This window comes from Sulfitobacter maritimus, assembly GCF_013346665.1.
Taxonomy (GTDB): domain Bacteria; phylum Pseudomonadota; class Alphaproteobacteria; order Rhodobacterales; family Rhodobacteraceae; genus Sulfitobacter; species Sulfitobacter maritimus.
Genome location: NZ_JABVBB010000021.1, coordinates 40472 through 65034 on the forward strand (window position 1 = coordinate 40472; position 24563 = coordinate 65034).

At 60.1% G+C, this 24563-nt stretch carries 28 protein-coding genes; 10 read left to right on the top strand and 18 right to left on the bottom strand.

All coding sequences use genetic code 11. The features are described from left to right. Positions 1-111: 111 nt before the first annotated feature. Positions 112-555, bottom strand: a complete 444-nt coding sequence (locus HTT03_RS02150) for an iron-sulfur cluster assembly scaffold protein (protein ID WP_174858238.1) — start codon at positions 553-555, stop codon at positions 112-114. A gap of 75 nt (positions 556-630) precedes the next feature. Here HTT03_RS02150 and hisI point away from each other — a divergent pair, with 75 nt between their 5' ends. Next, on the top strand, positions 631-990 hold the full coding sequence (gene hisI / locus HTT03_RS02155) for a phosphoribosyl-AMP cyclohydrolase (protein WP_174858239.1): 360 nt from the start codon (positions 631-633) through the stop codon (positions 988-990). A 9-nt stretch (positions 991-999) separates the two neighbouring features. Here hisI and gluQRS read toward each other — a convergent pair whose 3' ends face one another. The 4 genes from gluQRS to HTT03_RS02175 all read right to left on the bottom strand — a co-directional run bounded on the left by gluQRS (position 1000) and on the right by HTT03_RS02175 (position 4873). Beyond that, positions 1000-1857, bottom strand: a complete 858-nt coding sequence (gluQRS, locus tag HTT03_RS02160) for a tRNA glutamyl-Q(34) synthetase GluQRS (RefSeq protein WP_174858240.1) — start codon at positions 1855-1857, stop codon at positions 1000-1002. After that, a complete protein-coding gene (locus HTT03_RS02165) occupies positions 1854-2468 on the bottom strand; it encodes a class I SAM-dependent DNA methyltransferase (protein ID WP_174858241.1) in 615 nt (204 codons plus the stop codon). Before HTT03_RS02165 ends, gluQRS begins: the two co-directional genes overlap by 4 nt. Positions 2469-2506: 38 nt before the next feature. After that, positions 2507-3847 carry a methylenetetrahydrofolate--tRNA-(uracil(54)-C(5))-methyltransferase (FADH(2)-oxidizing) TrmFO gene (trmFO, locus tag HTT03_RS02170; protein WP_174858242.1) on the bottom strand — a complete coding sequence of 447 codons (1341 nt, stop codon included), beginning with the start codon at positions 3845-3847 and terminating at the stop codon, positions 2507-2509. Between the two features lie 240 nt (positions 3848-4087). Then, positions 4088-4873 carry an enoyl-CoA hydratase gene (locus HTT03_RS02175; protein WP_174858243.1) on the bottom strand — a complete coding sequence of 262 codons (786 nt, stop codon included), beginning with the start codon at positions 4871-4873 and terminating at the stop codon, positions 4088-4090. Between the two features lie 58 nt (positions 4874-4931). Between HTT03_RS02175 and HTT03_RS02180 the strand changes: the two genes are divergently transcribed. After that, on the top strand, positions 4932-5357 hold the full coding sequence (locus tag HTT03_RS02180; protein ID WP_174858244.1) for a PaaI family thioesterase: 426 nt from the start codon (positions 4932-4934) through the stop codon (positions 5355-5357). A 239-nt stretch (positions 5358-5596) separates the two neighbouring features. On the opposite strand, the gene HTT03_RS02185 is transcribed toward HTT03_RS02180, so the two are convergent. After that, positions 5597-5827, bottom strand: coding sequence for a YjiS-like domain-containing protein (locus tag HTT03_RS02185; protein ID WP_174858245.1), 231 nt, complete (start codon positions 5825-5827; stop codon positions 5597-5599). A 93-nt stretch (positions 5828-5920) separates the two neighbouring features. Here HTT03_RS02185 and HTT03_RS02190 point away from each other — a divergent pair, with 93 nt between their 5' ends. The 5 genes from HTT03_RS02190 to HTT03_RS02210 all read left to right on the top strand — a co-directional run bounded on the left by HTT03_RS02190 (position 5921) and on the right by HTT03_RS02210 (position 9439). Continuing rightward, positions 5921-7336, top strand: a complete 1416-nt coding sequence (locus tag HTT03_RS02190; RefSeq protein ID WP_174858246.1) for an aminotransferase-like domain-containing protein — start codon at positions 5921-5923, stop codon at positions 7334-7336. A gap of 160 nt (positions 7337-7496) precedes the next feature. Further along, the gene (gene rplM / locus HTT03_RS02195) at positions 7497-7958 is read left to right on the top strand and encodes a 50S ribosomal protein L13 (protein WP_174858247.1); all 462 of its coding nucleotides are present in this window, start codon (positions 7497-7499) and stop codon (positions 7956-7958) included. Positions 7959-7960: 2 nt separating this feature from the next. Next, a complete protein-coding gene (gene rpsI / locus HTT03_RS02200) occupies positions 7961-8461 on the top strand; it encodes a 30S ribosomal protein S9 (RefSeq protein ID WP_174858248.1) in 501 nt (166 codons plus the stop codon). 178 nt (positions 8462-8639) lie between these two features. Further along, positions 8640-8975: an ArsR/SmtB family transcription factor gene (locus HTT03_RS02205; protein ID WP_174858249.1), complete on the top strand. Its 336-nt coding sequence runs from the start codon at positions 8640-8642 to the stop codon at positions 8973-8975. After that, complete coding sequence (locus HTT03_RS02210) at positions 8972-9439, top strand: SRPBCC family protein (protein ID WP_174858250.1); 468 nt, start codon at positions 8972-8974, stop codon at positions 9437-9439. Before HTT03_RS02205 ends, HTT03_RS02210 begins: the two co-directional genes overlap by 4 nt. Positions 9440-9546: 107 nt before the next feature. On the opposite strand, the gene HTT03_RS02215 is transcribed toward HTT03_RS02210, so the two are convergent. Then, positions 9547-10221, bottom strand: coding sequence for a TorF family putative porin (locus tag HTT03_RS02215; RefSeq protein ID WP_174858251.1), 675 nt, complete (start codon positions 10219-10221; stop codon positions 9547-9549). Between the two features lie 227 nt (positions 10222-10448). Here HTT03_RS02215 and HTT03_RS02220 point away from each other — a divergent pair, with 227 nt between their 5' ends. Further along, the gene (locus tag HTT03_RS02220) at positions 10449-11444 is read left to right on the top strand and encodes an LLM class flavin-dependent oxidoreductase (RefSeq protein WP_174858252.1); all 996 of its coding nucleotides are present in this window, start codon (positions 10449-10451) and stop codon (positions 11442-11444) included. A gap of 306 nt (positions 11445-11750) precedes the next feature. Here the strand turns inward: HTT03_RS02220 and HTT03_RS02225 are convergent, their stop codons facing one another. From HTT03_RS02225 to guaA, 10 genes are all read right to left on the bottom strand, one after another. Continuing rightward, positions 11751-12368, bottom strand: coding sequence for a TetR/AcrR family transcriptional regulator (locus HTT03_RS02225; RefSeq protein WP_174858253.1), 618 nt, complete (start codon positions 12366-12368; stop codon positions 11751-11753). Continuing rightward, positions 12361-13230: a polyphosphate kinase 2 gene (gene ppk2 / locus HTT03_RS02230; RefSeq protein ID WP_174858254.1), complete on the bottom strand. Its 870-nt coding sequence runs from the start codon at positions 13228-13230 to the stop codon at positions 12361-12363. Before ppk2 ends, HTT03_RS02225 begins: the two co-directional genes overlap by 8 nt. Before the next feature lie 49 nt (positions 13231-13279). After that, on the bottom strand, positions 13280-14218 hold the full coding sequence (locus tag HTT03_RS02235) for an alpha/beta fold hydrolase (protein ID WP_343035643.1): 939 nt from the start codon (positions 14216-14218) through the stop codon (positions 13280-13282). Between the two features lie 25 nt (positions 14219-14243). Continuing rightward, entirely contained in the window at positions 14244-15161 is a 918-nt protein-coding gene (metA, locus tag HTT03_RS02240; RefSeq protein WP_174858256.1) for a homoserine O-acetyltransferase MetA, read from the bottom strand. A 55-nt stretch (positions 15162-15216) separates the two neighbouring features. Then, complete coding sequence (locus tag HTT03_RS02245) at positions 15217-16077, bottom strand: ATPase (RefSeq protein ID WP_174858257.1); 861 nt, start codon at positions 16075-16077, stop codon at positions 15217-15219. 13 nt (positions 16078-16090) lie between these two features. After that, positions 16091-17023, bottom strand: coding sequence for a DMT family transporter (locus tag HTT03_RS02250; protein ID WP_174858258.1), 933 nt, complete (start codon positions 17021-17023; stop codon positions 16091-16093). A gap of 110 nt (positions 17024-17133) precedes the next feature. Beyond that, positions 17134-18276 carry an OmpP1/FadL family transporter gene (locus HTT03_RS02255; protein ID WP_174858259.1) on the bottom strand — a complete coding sequence of 381 codons (1143 nt, stop codon included), beginning with the start codon at positions 18274-18276 and terminating at the stop codon, positions 17134-17136. A 107-nt stretch (positions 18277-18383) separates the two neighbouring features. Further along, positions 18384-19259 carry a DMT family transporter gene (locus tag HTT03_RS02260; RefSeq protein ID WP_174858260.1) on the bottom strand — a complete coding sequence of 292 codons (876 nt, stop codon included), beginning with the start codon at positions 19257-19259 and terminating at the stop codon, positions 18384-18386. Further along, complete coding sequence (locus HTT03_RS02265; protein WP_174858261.1) at positions 19256-19534, bottom strand: putative quinol monooxygenase; 279 nt, start codon at positions 19532-19534, stop codon at positions 19256-19258. The genes HTT03_RS02260 and HTT03_RS02265 overlap by 4 nt, the downstream gene beginning before the upstream one ends. A gap of 2 nt (positions 19535-19536) precedes the next feature. Further along, positions 19537-21099 carry a glutamine-hydrolyzing GMP synthase gene (guaA, locus tag HTT03_RS02270; protein WP_174858262.1) on the bottom strand — a complete coding sequence of 521 codons (1563 nt, stop codon included), beginning with the start codon at positions 21097-21099 and terminating at the stop codon, positions 19537-19539. 197 nt (positions 21100-21296) lie between these two features. Here guaA and HTT03_RS02275 point away from each other — a divergent pair, with 197 nt between their 5' ends. Continuing rightward, a complete protein-coding gene (locus HTT03_RS02275) occupies positions 21297-22835 on the top strand; it encodes a trimethylamine methyltransferase family protein (protein WP_174858263.1) in 1539 nt (512 codons plus the stop codon). A gap of 24 nt (positions 22836-22859) precedes the next feature. On the opposite strand, the gene HTT03_RS02280 is transcribed toward HTT03_RS02275, so the two are convergent. Continuing rightward, positions 22860-23162 carry a DUF6477 family protein gene (locus tag HTT03_RS02280; protein WP_174858264.1) on the bottom strand — a complete coding sequence of 101 codons (303 nt, stop codon included), beginning with the start codon at positions 23160-23162 and terminating at the stop codon, positions 22860-22862. Positions 23163-23441: 279 nt separating this feature from the next. On the opposite strand from HTT03_RS02280, the gene HTT03_RS02285 reads away from it, so the two are divergent. Further along, the gene (locus HTT03_RS02285; RefSeq protein ID WP_174858955.1) at positions 23442-24536 is read left to right on the top strand and encodes a DUF6456 domain-containing protein; all 1095 of its coding nucleotides are present in this window, start codon (positions 23442-23444) and stop codon (positions 24534-24536) included. The last annotated feature ends 27 nt before the right edge of the window (positions 24537-24563 follow it).

The window sequence follows — 24563 nt, forward strand, 5'->3', positions numbered from 1 at the left end:
ACATGAGTTACGCCGACTGACGCCGCCATCCTGTTGGATGTGCGGCGTTTTTTTTATGGGGGGGAGAGAGTTGGGGGCCGATGTCACTTCGATACAGCGGCGTGCAACCTGCTACTGGGTTTCAGCCTGCTGCATGGCTTCTTGCAACGCATCAAGGCTTAGCATGATGGAAGCATGGCGATTTTTATAAGCGGTCGCCGGGGTAAGCACTTCAAGCCCGTCAAAAGGCGCCTCGGGGGGCGGACCGTCTTCTTTCAACATGGCCCGCAGTTGATCGCGTGCGCGGGTAACCTCTTCGACGGTGCTGCCCAAGGCCGCTGCACCAACCACTGCCGCTGCGGCTTGGCCCAACGCGCAAGCTTTCACATCTTGCTTCATCTCGGACAGTTGCCCGTTTGCCATGCGCACGTCCACAGTGATGGTCGAGCCACATAGGGGCGAGCGGCGTTTCACGCTGGCTTGCGGATTCTCCAGACGGCCCAGATGCGGAATATCCGCCGCCAGGGCCAGAATGCGGGCGGAGTAGAGCTTGATGAGGTCCGTCTCATCCGACATGGCTGTTCCTTTTTTTATCAAAGCCCTACATAAGCGCCGCAGACGCAGATGCAAATCTTTCCATTGAGGTGCCTGATGACATTCGATCCAGCAAGTCTTGAATTCAACGACGCGGGCCTTGTTCCGGCTATTGCGCAGGATGCCAAGACCCATGAGGTGCTCATGTTGGCTTGGATGAGCGCAGAAAGCATCGCGCGGACATTGCAAAGCGGCAAGGTCACCTATTGGAGCCGGTCGCGGCAGGCGTTCTGGGTCAAGGGCGAGACCAGCGGCAATGTGCAGGAACTGGTCGAAATGCGGGTCGATTGCGACCGCGATTGCCTGCTGCTGTTGGTGAACCAGTCTGGGCCCGCCTGCCACACAGGGCGGCGAAGCTGTTTCTACACGGGGGTCGAGGGCGGCGAAGAAGTGGAATTGATGGAGCCACAGCTTTAAGAGAACCGTCTAAAGCCCTACCATCGCTCGTAAATCCTCAGGTGAGACTCCATTCTCGCGGTAGAGCGCAATGGCCCGTGCGTCGTCGCGTTTTGCCAGTCGCTTGCCTGCATCATCGCGGATCAGGCGGTGGTGGTGGTAGCGCGGTACGGGCAGGTCGAGCAGCGCTTGCAGGAGGCGGTGAATATAGGTGGCCTCGAAAAGATCGCGGCCCCTAACCACATGGCTTACCGATTGCGCCGCATCGTCCAAGACGACGGCCAGATGATACGACGTTCCCATGTCGCGGCGGGCGAGGACCACATCCCCTACATGCCGGGTGAGATACGCAGGCTGCACAGCAATTTCGCCGGTTTCATTCTCTGGCCCGATCCCATCTTCGAAAAAGGACAGGGGCGGATATCCGAGCCATTGCAACGCTTTAGACATATCCAACCGCAAGGCGCCCGCATCGCGCGCATGGCCCGCGTGGCGGCAGGTGCCGGGGTAGATAATACCGTCAGGCCCAATGGGAGGTTCAGCGCCTTCCTGCGGTGCGGCGGTAGCGGCGAGGATATCGCGGCGGTTGCACGTGCAGGCATAGAGCAAGCCTTGGTGCCAAAGCCGGTCTAAGGTCTGCTGATAGTGCGCAAACCGGTCGGACTGTCGCATCACCGGCTCAGGCCAGCTAAGGCCCAACCATGCAAGATCGCGGTAAATCTGTGCCTCCCAGCGAGGACGCGCACGGGATTGGTCTATATCCTCTATCCGAAGCAAAAATTGACCGCCCTGCGCCTGCGCCATGTCATAGGCCAGTGCTGCAGAATAGGCGTGGCCTAGGTGCAGAGGGCCGGTTGGGGATGGGGCAAATCGGGTCGTGAAGGTCAAGACTTTTCAATAAGATATAGGGTGGCGTTCAAGTCCAGCCCCGGCAGGTGGGGGCCATCCTCGGCCATGAGCAAGACGGCTGCGCCGCAGTCAGTCCATTCATGGATCATGCCCAGAGTGCCGCTGTCAACGACGGCATGATCATTTAGCGAAAACAGAAGCTTACCGCCCTTATTTAATTTATGCATCACCGCGTCGAACAAAGAAATTGGCGCAGCACCCGGACCGATAACACCAATCGCTGTAATCGTCTGATAAGCACCGCTGGAAAACGGCAGTTCCGCATGAGGATCGATCTTTAACAGGTTGCGATATATGTCCTTTTTCCGCGTTTCCTCCAGCATTGCTTCAGAGGGGTCGGCCCCGTCAATCGTGGTGAAGCCCGCCGCTTTGAACGCGGCGCCGGAAAGCCCGGTGCCGCAGCCGATGTCCAAGATTGGTTGGTCTTTGTCCGATATGAATTCGGTCAAGGCCACTGCCGCGCGTTCGGGTGTGGCATAGCCCTGTTCTTGGACATCTTTTTCGTAGGTTGATGCCCATTCGTCGTAGATCTGGCGGATCTCATCAGGATCACGCGCCGCGTAGGCTCTGTCGATATGTCGCTCTGTCATGTTTCCAGCCTATGTGGGTTAGAAAGGAGCGTCCAGCATTAACCCTGGTTAAGCCAGTCCTGCCATGCTGCCTTGGCGCGGTCGGTATAAGCTTTGTAACGATCCTTGCGGCCCCGACGACCGGATTTCAGCCCCTCCACCGGGGGAAATAGGCCAAAGTTCACGTTCATCGGTTGAAAAGTCTTAGCCTCTGCGCCGCCGGTGATGTGGGTGATCAGCGCGCCGGTGGCGGTGCTGTCGGGCGGGGTGGGCAGGCTGCCGCCTTTGATCTCTGCGGCGGCCATGCGTCCAGCGAGCAGGCCCATGGCGGCGCTTTCGACATAGCCTTCGACGCCGGTGATCTGTCCCGCAAAGCGGATATTGTCGCGGCTGCGCAGGCGCATTTGATCGTCAAGCAGTGTCGGTGAGTTGATAAAGGAGTTGCGGTGGATGCCGCCAAGACGCGCAAATCGTGCGTTCTCGAGGCCAGGAATGCGTTTGAAAACATCGGTTTGTGCGCCGTACTTCATCTTGGTTTGGAAGCCGACGATGTTATAGAGCGTGCCAAGCTTGTTGTCGCGGCGCAGTTGTACCACGGCGTGGGCTTTGACAGCCGGCTGGTGCGGATTGGTCAGGCCCACGGGTTTCATTGGCCCGTGGCGCAGGGTCTCGCGGCCGCGTTCGGCCATGACTTCGATGGGCAGGCAGCCGTCAAAGTAGCCTGCGGTTTCGCCCTCGCGGAACTCGGTTTTCTCGGCTTCCAACAGCGCGTCGATGAAATCGTCGTATTGCTGTTTGTCCATCGGGCAGTTGAGGTAGGCGGTGCGCTCCTCCTCGGTCTCGCCCTTGTCGTAACGCGACTGCATCCACGCTTTCGACATGTCGATGCTGTCGAAATAGACGATGGGGGCGATGGCGTCGAAAAAGGCGAGCGCTTCGGCGCCGGTTTCCGCTGCAATCGCTTCGGCCAGCGCGCCAGAGGTGAGCGGGCCGGTGGCGATGATCCACTTGCCCTCGCGGGGAAGCTCGGTGATCTCGCCATATTCAACGGAGACGTTGGGGTGGGCGAGAAGCGTATCAGTGACGGTCTGTGCGAAGGGATCGCGGTCCACCGCCAATGCGCCACCAGCAGGCAGGCGGTTTTTGTCGGCGCTGGCCATGATGAGGCCGTTCGCTGCACGCATTTCCCAATGGAGCAGGCCCACGGCGTTTTGCTCGTCATCGTCCGAACGGAAGGAGTTGGAGCAAACCATCTCGCCCAGAAGCCCGGTTTGATGGGCGAAGGTCTCGACCTTGGGGCGCATTTCGTGGATGACCACTTGGACGCCCGCGTTTGCGGCCTGCCAAGCAGCCTCTGATCCGGCCATGCCGCCGCCGATGATGTGCAATGTATCTGTCATGGGGGCGATGTAGGACAGGGCAGCCCGGCGCGCAACCGGCAAGAGCGGACGGTATGTGGGAGAATGGTTTTGGGGTCGCCGCTGCGGGGATGGTCGGTCAGTGAGAGGCTGACCCGGAGGGACCTTCCGCCCACGGCGACCCAAAAGCATCAAGCCTGTGGCCTTGTCCTATCTTTGCCCCAATTATGCCAGAATTGCCAGTAGTCAATTTGCAACAGTGCGCTGCTTTTTTGGAAACAATCACTGGGACCAATCTGGGGGACGCTTTTGCAAGAAGGCGTCGATCCCCTCGCGGGTGTTGGCGTCGAGCATATTGCGGACCATGACATCGCCGGTGAAGGCATAGGCGTCAGCCGTGGGCAGGGATAGTTGCTTATAGAAAGCGGCTTTGCCGTGGGTGACGGCAGAACCGAGTTTGGCGGCGATCTTTTCGGCGAGGGCTTGGGTTTCAGTTTCGAGTTGGTCGGACGGCACCGCGCGATTGATGAGGCCCAGCTCAGCCGCGCGGGGGGCGGGGATGAACTCCCCGGTGGTGAGCATCTCAAGCGCCTGTTTGCGCGGGATGTTGCGGGTGAGCGCGACCATGGGGGTCGAGCAAAAGAGGCCAATGTTCACGCCGTTGACGCCGAAGCGCGTATCCTCGGCGGCGATGGCCAGATCGCAGGTGGCGACCAATTGGCAGCCTGCGGCGGTGGCGATGCCGTGGACTTGGGCGATGACAGGCTGCGGCAGGCTTTGGATGCGGGCCATGAGGGCGGCGCAGCGGTCGAAGAGGTCTTTGAAGGCAGCGGCTCCGCCGTCTTCGGCTTGGCGCATGGCGGTCATCTGGCGCAGGTCGTGGCCAGCGCAGAAGGCTTTGCCGGCGCCGGATAGGATGATGACGCGGGTATCGCGGTCTTCGGCGAGCGCGTCGAGTTGGCTGTGCAAGGCGGCGATCATTTCGTCTGACAGCGCGTTTAGCCGTTCGGGCGCGTTCATGCGCAGATGGGTGATCGGCCCCTGTGCCGTAACGTCAAGAATTGTCACCTTGCCCTCCCAAGCTGGTCACGCCAACGTTACGCCGAGGCAAGCAGGGAGAACAAGTATGGCCGTCAAGATGGATGCTAAGGCATTGGAAGCGTTCATGCGCGAGGTCTTTGATCAGGTGGCGGATGATTTCGCGGTGGATCATGTGGCGGAGAATGAGATCACCATGCGTTTGTTGACGGGTCGGCGACATCTGCGGCCGGGGGGGACGGTGTCGGGTCCGTCGATGTTCGCGCTGGCGGATGTGGCGGCTTATCTCGTGACGCTGGCGATGATCGGGCCGCAGGCCTTGGCGGTGACGACGAATTGCTCGATTGATTTCATGCGCAAGCCGCTGGCGGATGTGCATTTGATTGCCAAGGCGAAGCTGCTGAAGCTGGGGCGGCAATTGTCGGTGACGGATGTGCTGATCTATTCGGAAGGGTCGGATAAGCCGGTGGCGCGGGCGAGCCTGACCTATGCGATTCCGCCGGTGAAGGGGTAGGACTCAGGGCCATCGGCTGCCCGTGGGGTGGCGATCGCAACGGTGATCTGTGCCACTTTATGGTGCAGCGCATACACGACCCCTAAAGCTTGCGTTCAGCCTCACCAAATCGCCAGCCCGCCGGGACGGGCAGGCGATGGCCCGGCGCCTGCGGCTTGATTCCGGGCGCAAGAAAGCCACAAAAAAAGGGCCGGGGAAAACCCGGCCCAGGAAGAGGTCTGGCCTACGCCACAGGGAAGCTACGCCTGCCAGAACACACGGGACGCCTCCTCAGAGGCCTGTTCCGGTGTTAGTCCCGCGTCCTGCAACTGCCACGGCTCAAGCGATGCGAGCGTGCGGCGGGTGCGACGGCGGGTCGCCCATGTCGTCATGACAGCCGCAAAGCGCAGCGCGATCACCGCAGGGACCGGCAGGGCGCGGTATGTCATCAATGTCATCGCATCGGCGCTCAAGGGGCGTGCCTGTGTCATGGGGAATCTCCTAATTGTATTGACACAATGTGTAGAATGTCTACAGTTACTAAGGTACAAAGAGCGATACAATTTGACCATAGGAATATTGTAATGGGTACAATCTGGCAGCCAAAGCTCGCCGAAGGGCAGGGGCCGAAGTATAAATTGGTCGCTCAGACGATCCGGGACGGGATCGCTTCTGACGCGCTGGCCGTGGGGGACAAGCTGCCTCCGGTCCGGGAATTGGCCTATCAGTTGGGCATCACGCCCGGCACGGTGGCGCGGGCCTATACGATCCTCACCGACGAAGGGCTGTTAGAGGCCGAAGTAGGGCGCGGCACCTTTGTTGCGCCGCCTCAGATCGCTATCCGTGAAGATGTCTGGAATCGCGAACAGGGCAACTGGATTAAAGAGTTAGAAGTCGCTGAGACCAATGCCGTAAGTCTGTTTAGCCCGCGACTGCCGGACATGGGGCAGATCGCGGTGATCCGCAACGCGCTGCGGCAGGTGGCGGATGGGCCGGGCGAAGACTTTATGAACTACCCGACACGCGACGCCTATGCCCCGGTGCGGCAAGCGGTGATCGACTGGTTGGCGCATCTGTCGTTAGGTCCGGTGCATGAGCGCGACGTTGTGCTGTCGCATGGCGGGCAAAGCGGAATTGTATTGGTCCTGCAAGCCATCCTTTCAGGGCCAAAACCCGTGATGTTGGTTGAAGACCTGTCCTACGCCGGGTTTCGCCGGGCGGCGGAGGTCTTGCGCGCTGAGGTGGTCGGCGTGGCAATGGACGAAGAAGGCGTGATCCCCGAAGCGTTGGACAAGGCCGCGCGGGACAGTGGCGCTCAGGTCTTTTGCACCACGCCTGAGGTTCACAATCCAACCGGCAGCCACACCAGCCTTGCCCGGCGCCGCGATCTGCTAGAGGTGGCCCGGCGGCACGGGTTGGAGATACTGGAGGACGATTGCTACCGCATGGGCACGGCCCGCGCGCCGAGTTACCGCTCGCTGTGGCCTGAGCATGTCTGGCATGTGTCTTCGATTTCAAAAGAGCTAACACCTGCGCTGCGGGTGGGCTTTGCACTTGCCCCGGTGGGACGTTCGGCGGACCTGCGGAGAGTGGCGGAATATGGCTACTTTGGCCTTGCCCGCCCCTTGGCCGAAGCCACGCGTATCCTGCTGACCGATCCGCGTATGAAAACGATCTGCGCCGAGATCCGCGAACGGTTGGCGGAATATGTGCAGATCGCGGTGAATCACCTTGGCGGGCATGACCTGCGCTACTCGCGTGATGTGCCGTTTCTGTGGCTGCACTTGCCGCCGGGGTGGCGCGCCGCAGGCTTTTGCCGCGCGGCAGAAGCACAAGGGGTGCAAATCCGCTCCGCCGATGAATTCGCCCTGCGCGATGGCCGCGCCCCCCATGCGGTGCGGATTGCGGTGAACGCGCATGTCTCGCTCAAGTCCTTTGAAGCGGCGATGCAGCGGCTGCGCTGCTTATTGGACAACCCGCCCGAGCAAATCAGCGTGTAAATTTGTGGGGTATTATTATACCTAAATCACAAGGCGTTGTTTTCGCCCGATTAATCCTATCTTGCTGCGCTTGACCCGGCATTGCGCATCTATATAACCCCTCCATCAGATAGCGGGCGGGGGAATCCTCGTTCGACCAACCTCAAACGGGAATTCATCCATGAAAACCTTTTCTGCGACACCGGCAGATATCGAAAAGAAATGGATCATCATTGACGCCGAAGGCGTCGTGCTGGGCCGTCTCGCCTCGATCATCGCCACGCGCCTGCGCGGCAAACACAAGCCGTCCTTCACACCGCATATGGATTGCGGTGACAATGTGATCGTCATCAACGCCGAGAAGGTGCAGATGACCGGCAAGAAGCGCGAAGAGCACTTCTACTGGCACACCGGCCACCCCGGCGGGATCAAATCGCGCACCAAGGAGCAGATCCTTGAAGGCGCGCATCCTAAGCGTGTTGTGACCCAAGCGGTCAAGCGCATGCTGCCCGGCAACCGCCTGAGCCGCCAGATCATGACCAACCTGCGCGTCTATGCAGGTAGCGAACACCCCCATGAGGCGCAGAGCCCCGAAGTTCTGGACGTTAAGTCCATGAACAAGAAAAACACGCGGAGTGCATGAGCATGGCTGACGAAATCAAAACACTTGAAGGTCTCGAAGCTGCTGTGACCGAGAACATCGGCGGCGTGCAGGGCACCGAAACCGAAATGACCCCACGTGAGCCGGTTCGTGACGAACTGGGCCGCGCCTATGCCACCGGCAAACGTAAAGACGCGGTCGCCCGCGTTTGGATCAAGCCCGGTTCCGGCAAGGTTGTCGTCAACGGCAAGCCGCAGAACGAATACTTTGCACGCCCCGTGCAGCAGTTGATCCTCGCCCAGCCTTTCGGCATCACCAACACCGAAGGCCAGTTCGACGTCTTCGCAACGGTCAAAGGCGGCGGTCTGTCTGGTCAAGCGGGTGCGGTTAAGCACGGTATCTCCAAGGCCCTGCAGCTTTACGATCCCTCCCTGCGCGGTGCGCTGAAAGCGGCAGGCTTCCTGACCCGCGACAGCCGCGTCGTAGAGCGGAAGAAATACGGTAAGGCCAAAGCGCGTCGGAGCTTCCAGTTCTCCAAGCGTTAAGCTTACCAAGAGAGTTTGCGAAAGGGCCGCCCGATTGGGTGGCCCTTTTTCGTTTGGGAGCCGTGTCCGGCGCATCGCCCTGCCTATTCTGAAAAGCACAGCGCAGGGCGGCTTTGGCATTGCTTAGGTATTTGCCTAACTAAGTTGACCGATCGAGCTTTGCAGGTTAGTTAGGAGCATGTCTAAGTTTCACCTGGATCTTTGCTTTTCGGCCCTCGGCGACCCAACGCGGCGGCTCATCCTTCAGCGCCTCGCACGTGGGGAGGCGACAACGAGTGAACTGGCGGAACCGCATGATATGGCTCTGCCATCCTTCATGGCGCATTTACAAAAGCTTGAAGCGGCCGGATTCATCTCAACTGAGAAAAAAGGTCGAACCCGCATCTGCCGCTTGGCGCCGGACGCATTCAAACCCGTGCAAGATTGGCTGTCAGAACAAAACGCCATCTGGGAAGGTCGGCTTGACCAGTTTGACGACTATATCACCAACCTCATGCAGGAGCGCGATAAATGAACCTTGATCCGAAAACTGATCTTACGTTTACCCGAACGATCCATGCACCTCGTTCAGTCTTGTGGGAATGCTGGACCACCCCCGAGCACATCAAGCACTTCTTTGTGCCTAAGCCGCATAGGATTGAGACATGCGAGATCGACCTGCGTGTGGGCGGCAAGTTCAACACCACGATGAATGTCGAAGGCAATTTGATGGAGAATGAGGGCGTATATCTGGAGATTGTGGACGGCAAGAAGCTCGTATTTACGGACACTTACCGCGAGGGCTGGAAGCCTGCCGCTGATCCGTTCATGACCGCTATCATCGAATTTGAAGACGATGGAAATGGCGGCACGACCTATACTGTAACCGCGCGACATCGCTCGCCAGAAGCCCGGCAGAGCCATGAAGACATGGGCTTTTTTGACGGTTGGGGGACTGTCGCGACGCAATTGGAAGCATACGCCCAATCTATCACCTGATCGAAAGCGGGCGCTGCGTGTCGAAATGCCCGCAGCGTAGCACACCCTACAAGAAAGGCCGCAGCGGGTAATCCGCAACGGCCCTGTGTTTCGCTTGTAAGGTTAGCTTAGTTGCCGATCTCGTAGCTGACGGTCAGGCCCAGCACGCCGTCGCTGTCGTTGGTGTCTTCATAGATCGCCTCAAACGCCATACCGTTGCCCATGTCATAGACAACGCCGGCCTCGGCATAGAGGTTGTCGTCGCGGTCAGAGTTGCCAACCAGACCGACAAGGGACCACTGCTCGGTCAGAGGCGCCGCAAAGGCGAACTCCTGATCGCTGTCGCCGGTGTCGGGGTCGAGGATCACTGCCACAGCACCTGTTACGTCGCGGCCGATGGGGAAGCCCAACGTGCCGGTGATCTCTTCGCTGTGGTCTTTGGAGCCGTCGAGCCATGCATAGGAATAGCTCAGGTCCCAGCTCATGTCTTGGCCGAAGTCTTCGCCGTAGCCGAGATCGAGTTCAAGCTCTACATCGTTGACCGGGTCGTCATGGATCGACGTCGCGCTGAACCCGCTGTGAAACCCGCCAAAGGACATTTCCACATAGGCTTCGACTTCATGGTCAAGGTGGTGGAACCTGTCGGGGTCAATGTCCACCGAGCTGGACACGCCCGCAGACCAACCCATCGGCGCGGTCTCAAGCACCGGGTCAAAGCCAGTGGCGATATTGTCCTGCGCAGAGGCGGCGGTGGAAAGAAGCGCAGCCGAAAGGCTAACCCCCAGAAGAATTTTAGATGTCATGGCCGTTGCCTTGATTGCGACCCGACACAACTGCCGGGTAGGATTGAAAACGCTTTGCGGATAGGCCTGCAATCAAGGGGCATCAATGGTTTAATGCGCATAGCGGCCATGCATCCGCGCATTTTTATGTTATGCAAGAAACGGTGCGAACGTATCTCTTTTTCGTTCCTGTGCGGTTCCGAAGTGCCGCCCCTGCGCTTATATGTGACAGAACACAGGAGACCCCCATGCAGTATTCCGTTCTTGACCTCGCCCCGGTGCCTGAAGGGGCCGATGCCAGCACAGCGATCCGCAATTCCGTGGCCTTAGCCCAATTGGCCGAAGCTAAGAGCTATCACCGGTTTTGGATGGCGGAACATCATAATATGCCGGGGATCGCATCGGCCGCGACCTCAGTGCTTTTGGGCCATGTGGCGGATCACACCAAACATATTCGCGTTGGCGCGGGCGGGGTCATGCTGCCCAACCACGCGCCGCTGGCGATTGCCGAACAATTTGGCACGCTGGCCGCGATCCATGGGGACCGGATTGATCTGGGGCTGGGCCGTGCGCCGGGGGGCGACCAAGCGGTGATGCGGGCGCTCCGGCGCGGGATGAGCGGTGCGGATCACTTCCCCGATGATGTGGCAGAACTGATGTCCTATCTCGGTGCGCCGAACCCAAGCGCACCGGTGCGGGCGCATCCCGGGGAGGGGACGCATGTGCCGATCTGGATACTGGGCTCTTCGCTTTACGGCGCGCAACTCGCGGCGCATTTTGGGCTGCCCTATGCCTTTGCTTCGCATTTCGCGCCGGATGCGTTGGAGGAAGCGACCGCGATCTACCGCCGTGATTTTAAGCCGTCCGAAGCCTGCGCCGCCCCGCGCTTTATGTTGGCTGTGAACGTCTTTGCGGCAGAGACTGACGCACAAGGCGCATACCTGCGCACCTCTATGCAGCAAGCCTTTGCCCGCCTGCGCACGGGCCGCCCCGGCAAACTCCCGCGCCCGGTGGATGACATCGACGCTGAAATCGGGGCCGCACTGCGGCAAGGGGTCGATCATGCGCTGCGCGTCACCGCGGTGGGCAGCCCGGAGACGGTGAAACGTCAGCTTGAGACGCTGATCGCGCAGTACCGACCAGATGAGCTGATCTTGACCGGCCAAATCCACGATCACGGGGCGCGGTTGCGCTCGTTTGAGATTGCGGCGGATGTTTTGCAGGCCATGAAGCTGGCGGTGTAAAGAAACGGGCCGGAAATATCATCCGGCCCTCAGACAGCTACAGTAAGACGTGCCAATCTCCATCGATCCTTATTATTTCAGGGTCTTCTGCGTGATCAAACGCATCATAGCTTAAGGTAATGTGGTCAACTATGGTTATCCGCTTGCCGCAGTTCATCAGTGTGATCTCCGTTCCAGCCCTCAAGCTTTGTCCGAACGATAACTCGGACGGTGACTGCAATTTGGTTAAGATCCGCATTTCTTATCTTCCTATGGGTGAGGGCAGGAGATTAGAGATGTGGACAATACCTATGCGGCGAAACTGTCTCACTCGTCCGGGCTAACCAGCCCCAATCCGCGCAGGTAAATCCCGATTCCCGTCTCTAGCAGATCATCTGCCGGAAAAGGCGAGGCGCGGCCCGGTGAGTTGCGTGCGAAAAGCTCAACCACGCCGTGGCTCATCGCCCAGATATGGGCCGAGAACATGGAGGCAGGCGGACGTTTGTCTGCGGGGATGTGTTGGCTCAGGTCTGCTGCGGCACGTTCCAACACGCCATTGGCACGGTTGGCGGCATGGGCCAGTTCCGGCGTGCGGTTGACCGAGATGCCGGATTCGAACATGGCGATGTAATGACCGGGATGTTTGCGCGCAAAGGCGAGGTAGGCGCGGCCTGTGGCTTCAAATGCCTTCAGCGCCGAGGGTTGGCCCGATTCATAGGCGACCTCCATCAACTCCGCAAAGATATCATAGCCCTGATGCGCGGCCTCTGCGATGAGATCTTCGCGGCCCTCAAAGTGACGGTACACGGCAGCCGGGGTCACGCCCGCGCGTTTGGCGGCCTCTGACAGGGTAAACCCGGTCGGCCCGCGCTGCTCGATCAACTCAAGCGCGGCGTCAATCAGCGCTTGGCGCAGGTTGCCGTGATGATAGCCGCGTTTAGGCATCCCAAAGATCCGGCCCGCCACAGATCGTGGGGTCAATCGCGCCGATCGCCTTTGCATCCTTTTGTGGGTAGTCAAAGGAATGGAGCACATGGCGCATCGCGGCCAAACGGGCGCGGCGTTTGTCGTCAGAGCGAATGATGGTCCAAGGCGTCTCAGCGGTGTGGCTGCGGGCCAGTGTGTCGGCGATGGCTGCGGAATATTCGTCCCATTTGGACAGTCCCTGCACGTCGATCTTGCTCAGTTTCCACTGCTTCAGCGGATCGTGTTCACGCGACAGCATCCGGCGGAGCTGCTCGGCCCGTCCGACGTTGAGCCAGAATTTGAACAGGTGGATGCCGTCTTCGACCAGCATCTGCTCGAAGGGCGTGACTTGTTGGAAAAAATGTTCACGCTGGCCGGGGGTGCAAAAGCCAAAAACCGGCTCGACCACGCCGCGGTTGTACCACGAACGGTCATAGAACACCATTTCGCCTGCGGTAGGCAGGTGTTTGATATAACGCTGAAAATACCACTCACCGCGCTCTTTCTCGGTGGGTTTGGAGAGGGCCACAACCCGCGCTGCACGCTGGTTAAGATTGTCGCGCATCCGGCGGATTGTGCCGCCTTTGCCTGCGGCATCGCGGCCTTCGAACACCAGCGCCACGCGCGCGCCACTTTCGCGTACCCAAGATTGCAGCTTCACCATTTCGATCTGCAAACGGTCATAGTCGCGCTCATAGGTCTTGCGCGACAGGCGTTCGGCGTGCGGGTAGGACGGCGACAGGATATCGTCCCTGTCAGCACGGCGGATTGCTTGGCGGACATCCTCAGGGGCGTCATTCTCGAAAAAGGCGCTGATTGCGCCGTTAAAAGGCAGATCCATGGGCGCTCCTGTCGGGCTGTTCTTGTTGTAATATGGGATGTTAAGCGCCTTAACGCAAACCCGCACGTGCGGCGGCGCGGTCAATGGCGTCCACCACCGCCTGTGGGTCGGCATGATGGGGCATATGGCCCATGCCATGCAAACGGGTGAGGGTGCCATTGGGGAGGTCTTTGACCAATTCTTCGGCGTGAATATGCATCGGGACGATGGTGTCGGCATCACCGTGGATGATCTCTACCGGAAGGGTGAGACGATTATATTGCGTCGCCATTTCAACCACATGCGGGCGCAACTGGTGCACCTGCTGCGCATTGGCGCGGCTGCTGCGGCGGCGCAGGGTGAGGCCCGCGCCGATGTGCTCGGCGTAACCTTCCGGCGGGGTTTGCGGGGCGAAGATGGCCTCAATGCTGCCGTCGACGACGCGTTCGGGTACAAAGGCGGTCACGGCGGGGATAAACAGCGCACCGCCAAGCCGCGAGGCGGTGACATTGTAAAGCCAGCCCAAGCCGCCGGGCCAAGGCTCGGACACGGCAGAGACCAGCACCAGTGCGGCGGTCTGATCGGGTCGCGCCAAGCCCCATGCCAGCGCCACGGCACCGCCGAAGCTATGGCCCATGACGATAGGGTTTTCGACGCCCAGTTGATCGGCGGCCTGTTGCAGCAAAGCAGCCTGTTCCTGTGGCGATTCTCCCAGCGGGTTCCATGCGCCGCGCTTGCCGGGCAGGCGCGCGGTATAGCCCATGCCGGGGCGGTCAAACAGGATGACGCGGTAGCGGTCGCTCAGACGTTCGGCGAAACCCATGGTAAAATCGCGCAGGTTGCCGCTGGCGCCGTGGATCAGCACCAGATCAGGGCCGCTGCCGATGATCTTGGCATGGACCGCAAGGCCATCCACGTCGATGATCTGGCCCTCGGGCGGATGGCGGGCTTCGGCTGCGGCCTCCTGCGTCCGCGCCCGCCATTGGGTGACGCCAACGAGAAGCACCACGGCTACTGTTAGGAATATCAAAAGCTTAACGGCCAATCTCGTTCATATCGAAGGGGGTCGTCTGATAGATCTCATTGATCCAATTGCCATAGAGCAGATGGGCATGGCTGCGCCAACGGTTGACCGGGGTGCGGCTGGGATCGTCGTCGGGGTAGTAGTTGCAAGGCACGTTGATTGGCACGCCGTTTTCGACATCGCGGTCATACTCTTGCTTGAGCGTGTCGCGGTCATACTCAAAGTGATTAAACACATAGAGTGCGCGGTGCGCCGGATCTTCGATCAAACAGGGGCCGACTTCGTCACTGCCCAAGAGGGTGGTTAGGTCGGAGTGCGCGTCAACTTCCTCCTGCCGGATTTCGGTCCAGCGCGAGACAGGCACGGTGCAATCATCCGAAAAGCCGCGCAGATAGGGCGAGGCGGGCGCGAGGTTTTGGTGGCGGAAGCACCCGAAGGCTTTTTCGGAAAGCATGTGTTTCTTGACGCCGTGGAAGTGGTTGATCATCGCCATCCCACCCCAGCAGACGCCAAAGGTGGAATGAACATTGGTCTGCGTCCATTCCATGACCTCACGCAGTTCCTGCCAATAGGTCACCTCGTCAAAGTTGAGGTGCTCAATCGGTGCGCCGGTGATGATGAGACCGTCGAATTTCTCGTCCTTCATCTCCTCAAATGGTCGGTAAAAGCTTTCCATATGTTCAGCGGCCGTATTGCGGGCTTGGTGGTCGGACATGCGGATGAGGCTCAACTCAATCTGCAAAGGCGTTGCGCCGATCAGACGGGCGAATTGGTTCTCCGTCTGAATCTTTTTCGGCATCAGGTTCAGCAGTGCGATGCGCAGAGGCCGGATGTCCTGCCGTGCGGCCAGTTCCTCGTCCAGCACCATGACACCTTCGTTGCGCAGAACGTCAAAGGCAGGCAGGCGGGCGGGGATTTTAATGGGCATGGGACAGGTCTTTCTGGCGGACTAGAGCAGTCAGATAATATCAGGCCGGCGCGGTTCAACCACCACCGGGCAGACGCTGGGCGACGAGGTCGGTGAAGTCTTGCGGCGCGTGCAACGCGTCAATGTCGGCGGGCGTGATGGTGACACCCCATTTCGCCATCGCCGCGTAGCGCGGCTGGCGGTGCGACAGGGCGGCGGCATAGGTCCAGCGGATGAAGTCGTCAGGGTTCACGGCGTCTTCGGTGAGGTTCTTTTCCGCAAGGTAATCGGCCCAAGCGCGGGCGAGGAAGTCAGGCTGATAGGCCATCGGTTTGGGCGCTTTGTCAAAGCGGCGGATGAGTTCTTGGGTATGGGCCTCGTCGCCTTTGATCCAGACCAGCAGACATTCCTCCGCAAGCTGGCGCAGCAGCGGGTCATCTGGGTCTTCTGGATCGACCCATTCGCAGATCGAGCCGCCAGTGTCGCAGATGAAATGCGGGTAGCCATAAAGCTGCTCGGCCCGGTTGGCGAAATAGGCGGTGTCTTGCAGCGCGTTGATCTCGGCCCGGCGAAAAGCCTCTTGGCGTTTGGCGTATTCGGCCATGGGCAAGCCGCCCCGGTCAGGGTCACCGGGTTTGCCGAGCCATGTGGCGACGGGCGAGAGATTGTCGAAGGTGATATTGGAGCCGATGTAGATGCTGTCACTCAGCAGCAGGTCGCGCAGGAACGGCACTTTCATCGCCTCTGCCTTGGCATTATCGGCAATGAGCTCGCCCAGATAGCGGGTGCCGATGCGGTAATCGATGGAGTAGTGGAACCAGTCACCGCTGTCGCGCAACATGCTGGCCAGATGGGTCTTGCCCAGACCCGACATGCCAAAGATCAGCACCTTGCGGCGCGGGGCAGCGCGCCAGTCTTCAGCCGTAGGATAGAGCATAGATCACCGAGGGTTACGAGGTTCGTTTCCCCTGATTACCCCAGCCTTTCACCAGACGCCAGATGCGGCCATCAAGCACCAGCAGACCAAGCGCCAGCAGCACAAAGCCGGCATAGGCGGCGGGGCGCAGGGTTTCATCGCGCAGCCATGCGCCAAGCAGGATCGCCACGGGGGCAACCAGCAACGTGACCAGCATCAGATTGCTGCTGCCCGCCATCGCCAGCACGCGGTAATAGAGCAGATAGGCCAACGCCGTGGCAGCCAGCGCGTAATAGGCAATGGCGGCGAGCGTGGCGGGGGCGAGGTCGAGCGTCAGCGGGCCTTCGACAACCCATGCAAGCGGCAGCATGATCAGCGTCGCCCCGGTGAGCATCCCGGCAGAGGCGAGTTGCGGCGGCTGGCCCGCAAAATGTTTCCGCGCCCAAACACCCGCCATGGCATAGGACATCGCGCCGCCCAGCACGGCAAGCTGCGCAAGGCTGCCGATGTCAAAATTCTTGAGGTTTTCGAGACCAATCGCCGTGGTGACCCCGGCAAAGCCAAGGCAAACGCCAAGCGCTTTGCGCGGGGTGATGCGCTCGTCCGCCAGAAAGACCGCCGCCGCGAGCACGCCAAAGATCGCCGTTGCGGCGTTGAGGATGGATGTGAGACCCGAGGGGATGTGCAACTGCCCCCATGCCATGAGTGAGAAGGGGATCACATTGTTCAACAGTCCCATGACTAGAAAAGCCGCCCAAATGCGCGGCTCTCGCGGCAGCGGCAGGCGCATCAGCAGCACTGCGCCCCAGAGCACCAGCATCGCCCAGAAAACGCGGTGCGCGACCGAGGTTAGCGGCCCGATCTCGTCCAGCGCCACGCGCACGGCGACGAATGACGCGCCCCAGAGAAGGGCCAGCAGCCCCATTTCAAGCCAAGCGCGGGGGGAGATGGTCTTTTGTATGATCATGGGGGTGGTGTAGGCGCATTCCGTGCCTCAGGCGACCCGAAAGATGCGCATGCACAAAAAACGCCGCCCGAAGTGGTTCGGGCGGCGGGGTTTTCGCGATCGTAATCGGTTTAGAAGGTGAAGCCGACCTTGACGCCAAAGGCAACGGCGTCGTTGTCTTCGAAATCAGCGGAGGCGTTTGCCCCGTTCAGCGTGGTTTGCGCGTCGCCGATGTTCACATAGCGGATGCCCGAGGTGATCTTCATATTGTCGCGGGTATAGATCGCCGCCAGCGCGAGGCTCTTGTTGCCATCGGTCGGGCCGAGGTTGGAAGCGAAACCACCGTTGGATTTCTCATAGCCAACGGAGGCCGAGACGGACCATGTGTCGCTGAGCTTGCGGCCAACGCCAAGCGAGTAGGTGAAGACATCGTCATCATAGCTGACCAGCGAACCGCCGCGAGTTAGCGTGCCGTAGTTCGCGGGCGAAATGTCGAAGTTCGACCAATCGACCCAGCGGACCCCGCCAAAGAGCAGCGTGTCAGCGGCGATGCCAGTCTGGAATGCTAGGTTCACCGATTGCGGCGTCTCGATATCGGTGGTCGACCGGTTGGGGCCGCCAAGAACCGAGTTTTCGACGGTATCAACATCGTGCTTGATCTTCGAGTTGTAGGTCAGTGAGACCCGCATCGCGATTTCAGGCTTTTCGTAAGCGAAGCCAACAGCATAGCCGACCCCGGTATCGCGGTCGCCGTCAACACGATACGGCGCTCCGGCGAACGGACCGGTGGTTCCGGTAACGAATGGAACAGTCGCGGTGGCTTCGATGGTCTGGATGCGGATGCCGCCATGAACGCTGAAGTTGTTCGGCAGCTTGTAGCGCAGCAGCCCGGTCAGCGCGTGGCTGTCAAGATCGGCCTGCGCCCCCTGCGCGTAATAGCCGGTGCCGTTTGGGTAATCTACATCCGCGCCAAAGGGTTGGTCATAGATGATGGCATAGGAAAGGCGTTCGTTGATGTCGGCCTTGTAGGCCGCGCCAAACTGCAGGTAGCTCGACGTCATGTCACCAGAATTGGCACCAGCACCGAAAGGCGGTGGCACTGCGGCTGTGGAGGTGCCGCTCGTGTCGGGCGAAATCGCGCCAAAAGTGAACTCGGCGTAGCGCCCGCTTTCAAACAACGCGCTGATGGATTGGCCAGAGCGGTCGATACCGCCGGCTTGGACCATGGCAGTCGACGCCAAAAGCGCCGGAATGGCCAAGAAATGCGTTTTCATATGTATTCTCCCAAGACTTCTGCGCAGACCCTCCTCCGCACAGGTTGAGTGCATGTAAGCAACAGGGGATGCGCCCGGTCAATTCCTGACCTTGGGTCACGCGGGGTTCAGGGAGCGGACGGAGCTTTGTTGCGTGTTTCATGCCACAGATTGAGATAATTCCCGGTAAAGATCACCGCCGCGCCGACGAAAACCCAGACGTCGAGCGCTTCGGCGTAGAGCAACATGCCGATGATTGCGATGACCGGCAGGCGCACGAAATCAATCGGGACTACTACCGTCGCGGGAGCGAGGCTCAGCGCGTTGGTCAGGCAATAATGCGCCAGCAGGCCGCAGACACCCACCAGCGCAAGGAAGGGCAGACTGGCCGCGTCGGGCAGGGCAATATCCCCGTCGTATCCGGCGGTTAGCAGGCCAAAGACCAGTTGCGTGGTGGTGAGGTAAAACAGAATTGTGGTGATGCCCTGCGTGCGGGTTAGACGTTTGGTCAGCACATTGGTCAGGGCAAAGAACACCGCACAACTGGCTGCAGCGATAATGCCAAGATTCAGGTTGCCGATGTCAGGGCGTGCGACGATCAATATGCCGACAAAGCCCATAAGCGCCGCCAATGCCCGCATCGCAGTCAGCCGCTCACCCAGCAGAAAGATCGACAAGACGACCACCCACAGCGGCGAGGTGAACTCCATCGCAAAGACCTGCGCAAGGGGGATCAGCGTCACCGCCAGAAACCACAGATTCTGCCCGGTGAAATGCGCCATATTGCGCAGCAGTTGCAGCCCAAGGTTGCGTCTGTTGATCTGCCGCCAGGCCCCGGTCGCCCAAGCGATCGACAGGACCACAATGACGCCAAAGGCGCTGCGGTACATCATGATCTCAAAAGTATCGTAGCGGCCCGACAATTCGCGCCCCGCCACCGCCATTGCCGAAAAAGAGGCGATTGAGCCAATCATCCAAAGAGCAGCGCGGAAGGTCGGTGTCATGGGATTACCGTAATGTTATACGCGCGTGTGATCCCAGCGGTAAGCCTCGCCCAGTCAGAGGCCCCGGCGCGGGTTTGGTGGGCGTCAAAGGCCGCGCGGTTGACGAAGAGTTCAGAGACGCGCCAGACCAGTGGATCGTCCGTTGGCGTGACGTCGAACCTCAGGCAGCCCGGGTCGGCACGGGTCAACCGCAGATGCGTCTCAAGCCCGGCGCGTACCCGGTCCGCTTCAGCCCGGGAGGCGCCGCGAAGGTGGCCGGTTAGGGCCACCTTCATGGTTATTCCCACTCGATGGTGCCCGGAGGTTTCGAGGTGATGTCATAGGTGACGCGGTTAATGCCCGGCACTTCGTTGATGATCCGCGTGGCGGTCTCACCAAGGAATTCATGGGTGAAGGGGTAGTAATCCGCTGTCATCCCATCCACCGACGTCACCGCACGCAGAGCACAGGCGAAGTCGTATGTACGGCCATCGCCCATCACACCCACCGTGCGCACGGGCAAGATCGCGACGAAGGCCTGCCAGATATCGTCATAAAGACCATGGCGGCGGATCTGGTCGATATAGACCGCATCGGCTTCGCGCAGGATGTCGAGTTTCTCGCGGGTGATCTCACCGGGGCAGCGGATCGCAAGACCCGGACCGGGGAAGGGGTGGCGACCGATAAAGGACGGCGGCAGGCCCAACTCGCGACCCAATTCGCGCACTTCGTCTTTGAAGAGTTCGCGCAGCGGCTCGACCAGTTTAAGGCCCATCTTCTCGGGCAGGCCGCCGACGTTGTGATGGCTCTTGATGGTGACCGAAGGCCCGCCGGAGAAGGAGACGCTTTCAATCACATCCGGGTAGAGGGTGCCTTGTGCAAGGAAGGTGGCATCGCCCACTTCCTTGGCGTGTTTCTGGAACACGTCGATAAAGAGCTTGCCGATGATCTTGCGCTTGGTTTCGGGGTCCGACACGCCGTCGAGTTCACCAAGGAACAGCTCCTGCTCGTCGGCATGAATGAGCGGCATATTGTAGTGGTCGCGGAACATAGTGACGACCTCTTCGGCCTCACCCTTGCGCAGCAAGCCGTGGTCGACGAAGACGCAAGTGAGTTGGTCACCGATCGCCTCATGGATCAGCACCGCGGCGACGGAGGAGTCGACGCCACCCGAAAGACCACAGATCACCTTTTGGTCGCCAACCTGCTCACGGATCGCGGCGATGGCTTCCTCGCGGTAGGCGCTCATGGTCCAGTCGCCCTTGAACCCGGCAAGCCGCACGAAGTTCTCATAAAGACGCGGGCCGTTGGGGGTGTGGTGTACCTCGGGGTGGAACTGCACCGCGTAGAAGTTGCGCGACACATCCCCGGTGATGGCGAATGGCGCGTTGGGGGAGGTGCCGTAGACCTCAAACCCCGGTGCGATCTTGCTGACGTGGTCGCCGTGGCTCATCCAGACTTGCTCGCGGTCGGTGGCAAACCAGCCTTCGAGCAGGTCAAGCTGCTGGCCTGTGGGGGTCACGAAGGCCCGGCCAAACTCGGCGGTGCCGTGACCGCGTTCCACATGACCGCCAAGGCAATGCATCATCACCTGTTGGCCATAGCAGATGCCAAGCATCGGCACGCCCAGTTCGAAAACGGCTTGCGGCGGCATTGGCGCGCCTTCGGCAAACACAGAGGACGGGCCACCCGACAGGATCACCGCCTTGGGCGCGAATTCCTTGAGGAAGGCTTCGTCCACCGTGTTGAACGGGTGGATTTCGCAAAAGACGTTCAGCTCTCGCAGGCGACGCGCGATAAGCTGCGTGACCTGGCTGCCAAAGTCGATGATGAGAAGGCGGTCATGGGTGATATCTGTCATGGGGGTGTGATTAGGCCCGAGAGGCCGCGCTGGCAAGCCTCAAGGGCGTTCTGGGCAGAGGCTGCGGCGAATATTCACGTCCTCTGGCGGTTCGCGCGGTTGCGATGTCGCTTTTTGCCGCGGAGGGGCGTTATCCGCGCGAAGGGGGTGTTGGGAATGGGGTAGTGACGGGCAAGACTTGCGGGAAGGATAGAGCAATGGCGGAATCAGCACGGCGGACGCGCGGCGGTGGCGGAGCAGCACGGCGGGCGGCACGCTCGGCGGTGTCATTTGAGACAGCACGCTATATCGAGCGTAACATCCCGAACTTCGAAGTGCTGACCGAAGAAGCGCTGGAGATCATTGAGCATAACGCCGATACGGTGCTCGAAGAGATCGGCGTGAACTTCCCCGATAACCCCGATGCATTGGCTTTGTGGCGTGAGGCCGGTGCCGATGTGCAAGGGGATCGGGTGCGTATCCCACGTGGGCTGGCGCGCAATCTCTGCGCTACGGCACCGTCGACGATCACCCAGGTGGCGCGGAACCGCGAGCGTGACGTGGTGATCGGGGGCAAAAGCCTCGTCCTCGCCCCCGTTTATGGCCCGCCCTTTGTGCGCGATGCTGTTGGCGGGCGACGCTATGCCACGATGACGGACTTCGAGAAGTTCGTGAAGCTCGGCTATATGTCCAAATGGTTGCACCACTCGGGGGGGACGGTCTGTGAGCCGACGGATATCCCGGTGAACAAACGCCACCTCGATATGCTGCGTGCGCATATGACGCTGAGCGACAAGCCGTTCATGGGATCGGTGACCGAACCCTCGCGGGCGCAGGACTCAGTCGATATGTGCGGTATCCTTTTCGGTAAGGAGTTCGTGCAGGACAACACGGTGATGACCTCGCTCATCAACATCAACTCGCCGATGACATTCGACGATGTGATGATGGGTGCGCTCAAGGTCTATGCCGAGAACAATCAAGCCTGCATCATCTCGCCCTTTATCGTTGGCGGTGCCATGGCCCCGGTAAGCGTTGCGGGGACATTGACACAGGTGCTCGCCGAGACGCTTGCGGGCATCGCCTATAGCCAATTAGTCCGCCCCGGTGCGCCTGTCATTATGGGCGCCTTCGTGACCTCCATCGACATGAACAGCGGTGCGCCGACCTTTGGCACGCCGGAGGCTGCACATATCACCTATGGCGCTGGGCAATTGGCGCGGCGGTTGAACCTGCCTTACCGCAGCGCCGGGTCGTTCAACGGCTCCAAACTGCCCGATGCACAGGCGGCGTACGAGTCGTCCAACAGTCTCAACATGGGGCTGCTGTCCGGCGTGAACTTTATGTTGCACGCCTGTGGTTGGCTAGAAGGCGGGCTTGTATCCTCATTCGAGAAATTCGTTATGGATGCCGACCAGCTTGGCACGTTGCATCACCTCGCCCGTGGGGTAGAAATGGACGAGAACGCGCAAGCCATGGACGCGATCCGCGAAGTCGGGCCGGGGGGGCATTACCTCGGCTGTGCTCATACGCAAAACAACTTCCGCGATGCGTTTTGGAAGTCGGACCTGCTGGACTACAAACCTTTTGAGACCTGGTCCGACGAAGGTGAGCGGGATACGCAAACCCTGGCGACGGCGCGGGTCGAAAAGATGCTGGCCGATTACCAGCAACCCGCACTTGATCCGGCCATCCGCGAAGCGCTTGACGCTTTTGTGGCAGAGCGCAAAGCGGCAGAACCCGATAGCTTTACCTAAGCGCTGGGCTGGATGGGCGGCATATTACTCAGCCAGAGTGAGGTCCGTTGCGGATTTTAGGAAACGGGCTTCACCCACCATCGCGATGAGCACATCGACGTGGCGCAATAGGCTGTAGCTCGCATCACCTGACTTGCGCTGGGTGTTGAGCTCGGCCTCCAGTTCTATCAGTTTAAGCAACGCGGTTGCATGACGCGGCAGCACGCCAAAGCCAAGGAGTCGCGGCAGATGGGTCGCACGACCGTACTCGTCGGCGCCGATCTTGGCGGCACGCATTAGCAGGCGTGGGCGGTGCAGTTTGTTGAGCATCGTTAGCAGATCTTGCATGGCAAATAGTCCTTTTCAGCGAGGTGGAGAATCACCACCGTCGCCAAAGTCTTTCACAACTTTACCGGGTGTTGCGTGAACTGCATTCGCGCCGTACGGCGGTTTCACCGCTGTTTATCTTTTGGAAACAATGCTGCTCAAACCGAACAATTTTAACGAACGGGTAACCAAAGGATTCATACTCTGTGAATATCTCTGGGGATAACTCCCCGGTTTGGGCCCGCCGAACATGGAAGTGGCAGTCAATTGAAGGCGCAACATCAAACCGAACAGACCTTATTGCCGGAATGGGTACCGGATGGGGCGCTGCACTATCTTGCGCATACTGAAGCAGGCGCTCCCATTCGGGCGCTGGCCCGCAAGGCGGGGTGCCATGCTTCGACGATCATGCGCCAGATCAGACGTATCGAAACCCGGCGGGATGATCCGCTGGTCGATGCGGCGTTGCGCAGACTCGGAGCGGTGCGACCTGCGTTTCAAAATACTGCCGTTTCCTCATCAGGAAAGGCCGCCGCGATGACCAAACCCTCTCCCCGACTTCTAGATGAACAAACCTTTGCCATAGAAGCCTTGCGGGTCTTGCACCGCCTGCGAGAGACTGGCGCGGTTTTGGCCGTAGCGGATGGTATGGAAAAAGCCGTGGTCGTGCGCGAAAGCGACAGTGGCCCCGGCGCGCGTACCGCAGTAGTTGATGCAGCTGTAGCACAGGCAATGGCGCTGAAGGATTGGATCACGCCCGGCCCCGCAGGGCGCGTCACCCGCTACCGTATCACCAACGCAGGACGCGCCGCGCTGCGCAAATTGGCCGAAGAACAGGGCGAACCTAATAGCGCAAAGGGCTTTGCCGAAGCTCCGGCCAATTTCGCGGGGCAGGATGCTTGCCAAGAGCCATCCGCTGGCGAGGTCGAACCCACGCGCAGCCGCTCGCGCTATCATCTGTCAGACAGCCCGCTCACCGCGCTCGCCCGTCGTCGCGACAAAAACGGCGCGCCTTTTCTTGACGAAACATTGGTCCATGCCGGGGAGCAACTGCGCGAGGATTTCGAACTGGCACAGATGGGCGCGCAGGTGGGGCAGAATTGGGACCATTTTCTAACACCCGGCACGTCGTCATCGCCGGCGCGGAGCGATAGATCGGGCGTTATGGCAGCTTCTGCGGCCCGCAAAAGGGTTGCTGATGCCATGGCCGAGCTTGGCCCCGGTCTTTCAGACGTGGTGTTGCGCTGTTGTTGCTATCTTGAAGGGTTGGAGACCACCGAAAAGCGTCTTGGTTGGTCGGCACGGTCGGGCAAGATCGTGCTGCGCATCGCATTGATTCGACTGAAGCGGCACTATGACGAAACCGTGGGGCCGGGCGGCCCGCTGATCGGGTAAAGAGTTAGGCGGCGGACTTGAGTGCCC

Excerpts from the sequence above, each read along its gene's own strand:
- HTT03_RS02150 (WP_174858238.1), bottom strand. The coding sequence starts at position 555 with ATGTCGGATGAGACGGACCTCATCAAGCTCTACTCCGCCCGCATTCTG.
- hisI (WP_174858239.1), top strand. The coding sequence starts at position 631 with ATGACATTCGATCCAGCAAGTCTTGAATTCAACGACGCGGGCCTTGTT.
- HTT03_RS02165 (WP_174858241.1), bottom strand. The coding sequence starts at position 2,468 with ATGACAGAGCGACATATCGACAGAGCCTACGCGGCGCGTGATCCTGAT.
- trmFO (WP_174858242.1), bottom strand. The coding sequence starts at position 3,847 with ATGACAGATACATTGCACATCATCGGCGGCGGCATGGCCGGATCAGAG.
- HTT03_RS02180 (WP_174858244.1), top strand. The coding sequence starts at position 4,932 with ATGGCCGTCAAGATGGATGCTAAGGCATTGGAAGCGTTCATGCGCGAG.
- HTT03_RS02185 (WP_174858245.1), bottom strand. The coding sequence starts at position 5,827 with ATGACACAGGCACGCCCCTTGAGCGCCGATGCGATGACATTGATGACA.
- HTT03_RS02190 (WP_174858246.1), top strand. The coding sequence starts at position 5,921 with ATGGGTACAATCTGGCAGCCAAAGCTCGCCGAAGGGCAGGGGCCGAAG.
- rplM (WP_174858247.1), top strand. The coding sequence starts at position 7,497 with ATGAAAACCTTTTCTGCGACACCGGCAGATATCGAAAAGAAATGGATC.
- rpsI (WP_174858248.1), top strand. The coding sequence starts at position 7,961 with ATGGCTGACGAAATCAAAACACTTGAAGGTCTCGAAGCTGCTGTGACC.
- HTT03_RS02205 (WP_174858249.1), top strand. The coding sequence starts at position 8,640 with ATGTCTAAGTTTCACCTGGATCTTTGCTTTTCGGCCCTCGGCGACCCA.
- HTT03_RS02210 (WP_174858250.1), top strand. The coding sequence starts at position 8,972 with ATGAACCTTGATCCGAAAACTGATCTTACGTTTACCCGAACGATCCAT.
- HTT03_RS02215 (WP_174858251.1), bottom strand. The coding sequence starts at position 10,221 with ATGACATCTAAAATTCTTCTGGGGGTTAGCCTTTCGGCTGCGCTTCTT.
- HTT03_RS02220 (WP_174858252.1), top strand. The coding sequence starts at position 10,449 with ATGCAGTATTCCGTTCTTGACCTCGCCCCGGTGCCTGAAGGGGCCGAT.
- HTT03_RS02225 (WP_174858253.1), bottom strand. The coding sequence starts at position 12,368 with ATGCCTAAACGCGGCTATCATCACGGCAACCTGCGCCAAGCGCTGATT.
- ppk2 (WP_174858254.1), bottom strand. The coding sequence starts at position 13,230 with ATGGATCTGCCTTTTAACGGCGCAATCAGCGCCTTTTTCGAGAATGAC.
- metA (WP_174858256.1), bottom strand. The coding sequence starts at position 15,161 with ATGCCCATTAAAATCCCCGCCCGCCTGCCTGCCTTTGACGTTCTGCGC.
- HTT03_RS02245 (WP_174858257.1), bottom strand. The coding sequence starts at position 16,077 with ATGCTCTATCCTACGGCTGAAGACTGGCGCGCTGCCCCGCGCCGCAAG.
- HTT03_RS02250 (WP_174858258.1), bottom strand. The coding sequence starts at position 17,023 with ATGATCATACAAAAGACCATCTCCCCCCGCGCTTGGCTTGAAATGGGG.
- HTT03_RS02255 (WP_174858259.1), bottom strand. The coding sequence starts at position 18,276 with ATGAAAACGCATTTCTTGGCCATTCCGGCGCTTTTGGCGTCGACTGCC.
- HTT03_RS02260 (WP_174858260.1), bottom strand. The coding sequence starts at position 19,259 with ATGACACCGACCTTCCGCGCTGCTCTTTGGATGATTGGCTCAATCGCC.
- HTT03_RS02265 (WP_174858261.1), bottom strand. The coding sequence starts at position 19,534 with ATGAAGGTGGCCCTAACCGGCCACCTTCGCGGCGCCTCCCGGGCTGAA.
- guaA (WP_174858262.1), bottom strand. The coding sequence starts at position 21,099 with ATGACAGATATCACCCATGACCGCCTTCTCATCATCGACTTTGGCAGC.
- HTT03_RS02275 (WP_174858263.1), top strand. The coding sequence starts at position 21,297 with ATGGCGGAATCAGCACGGCGGACGCGCGGCGGTGGCGGAGCAGCACGG.
- HTT03_RS02280 (WP_174858264.1), bottom strand. The coding sequence starts at position 23,162 with ATGCAAGATCTGCTAACGATGCTCAACAAACTGCACCGCCCACGCCTG.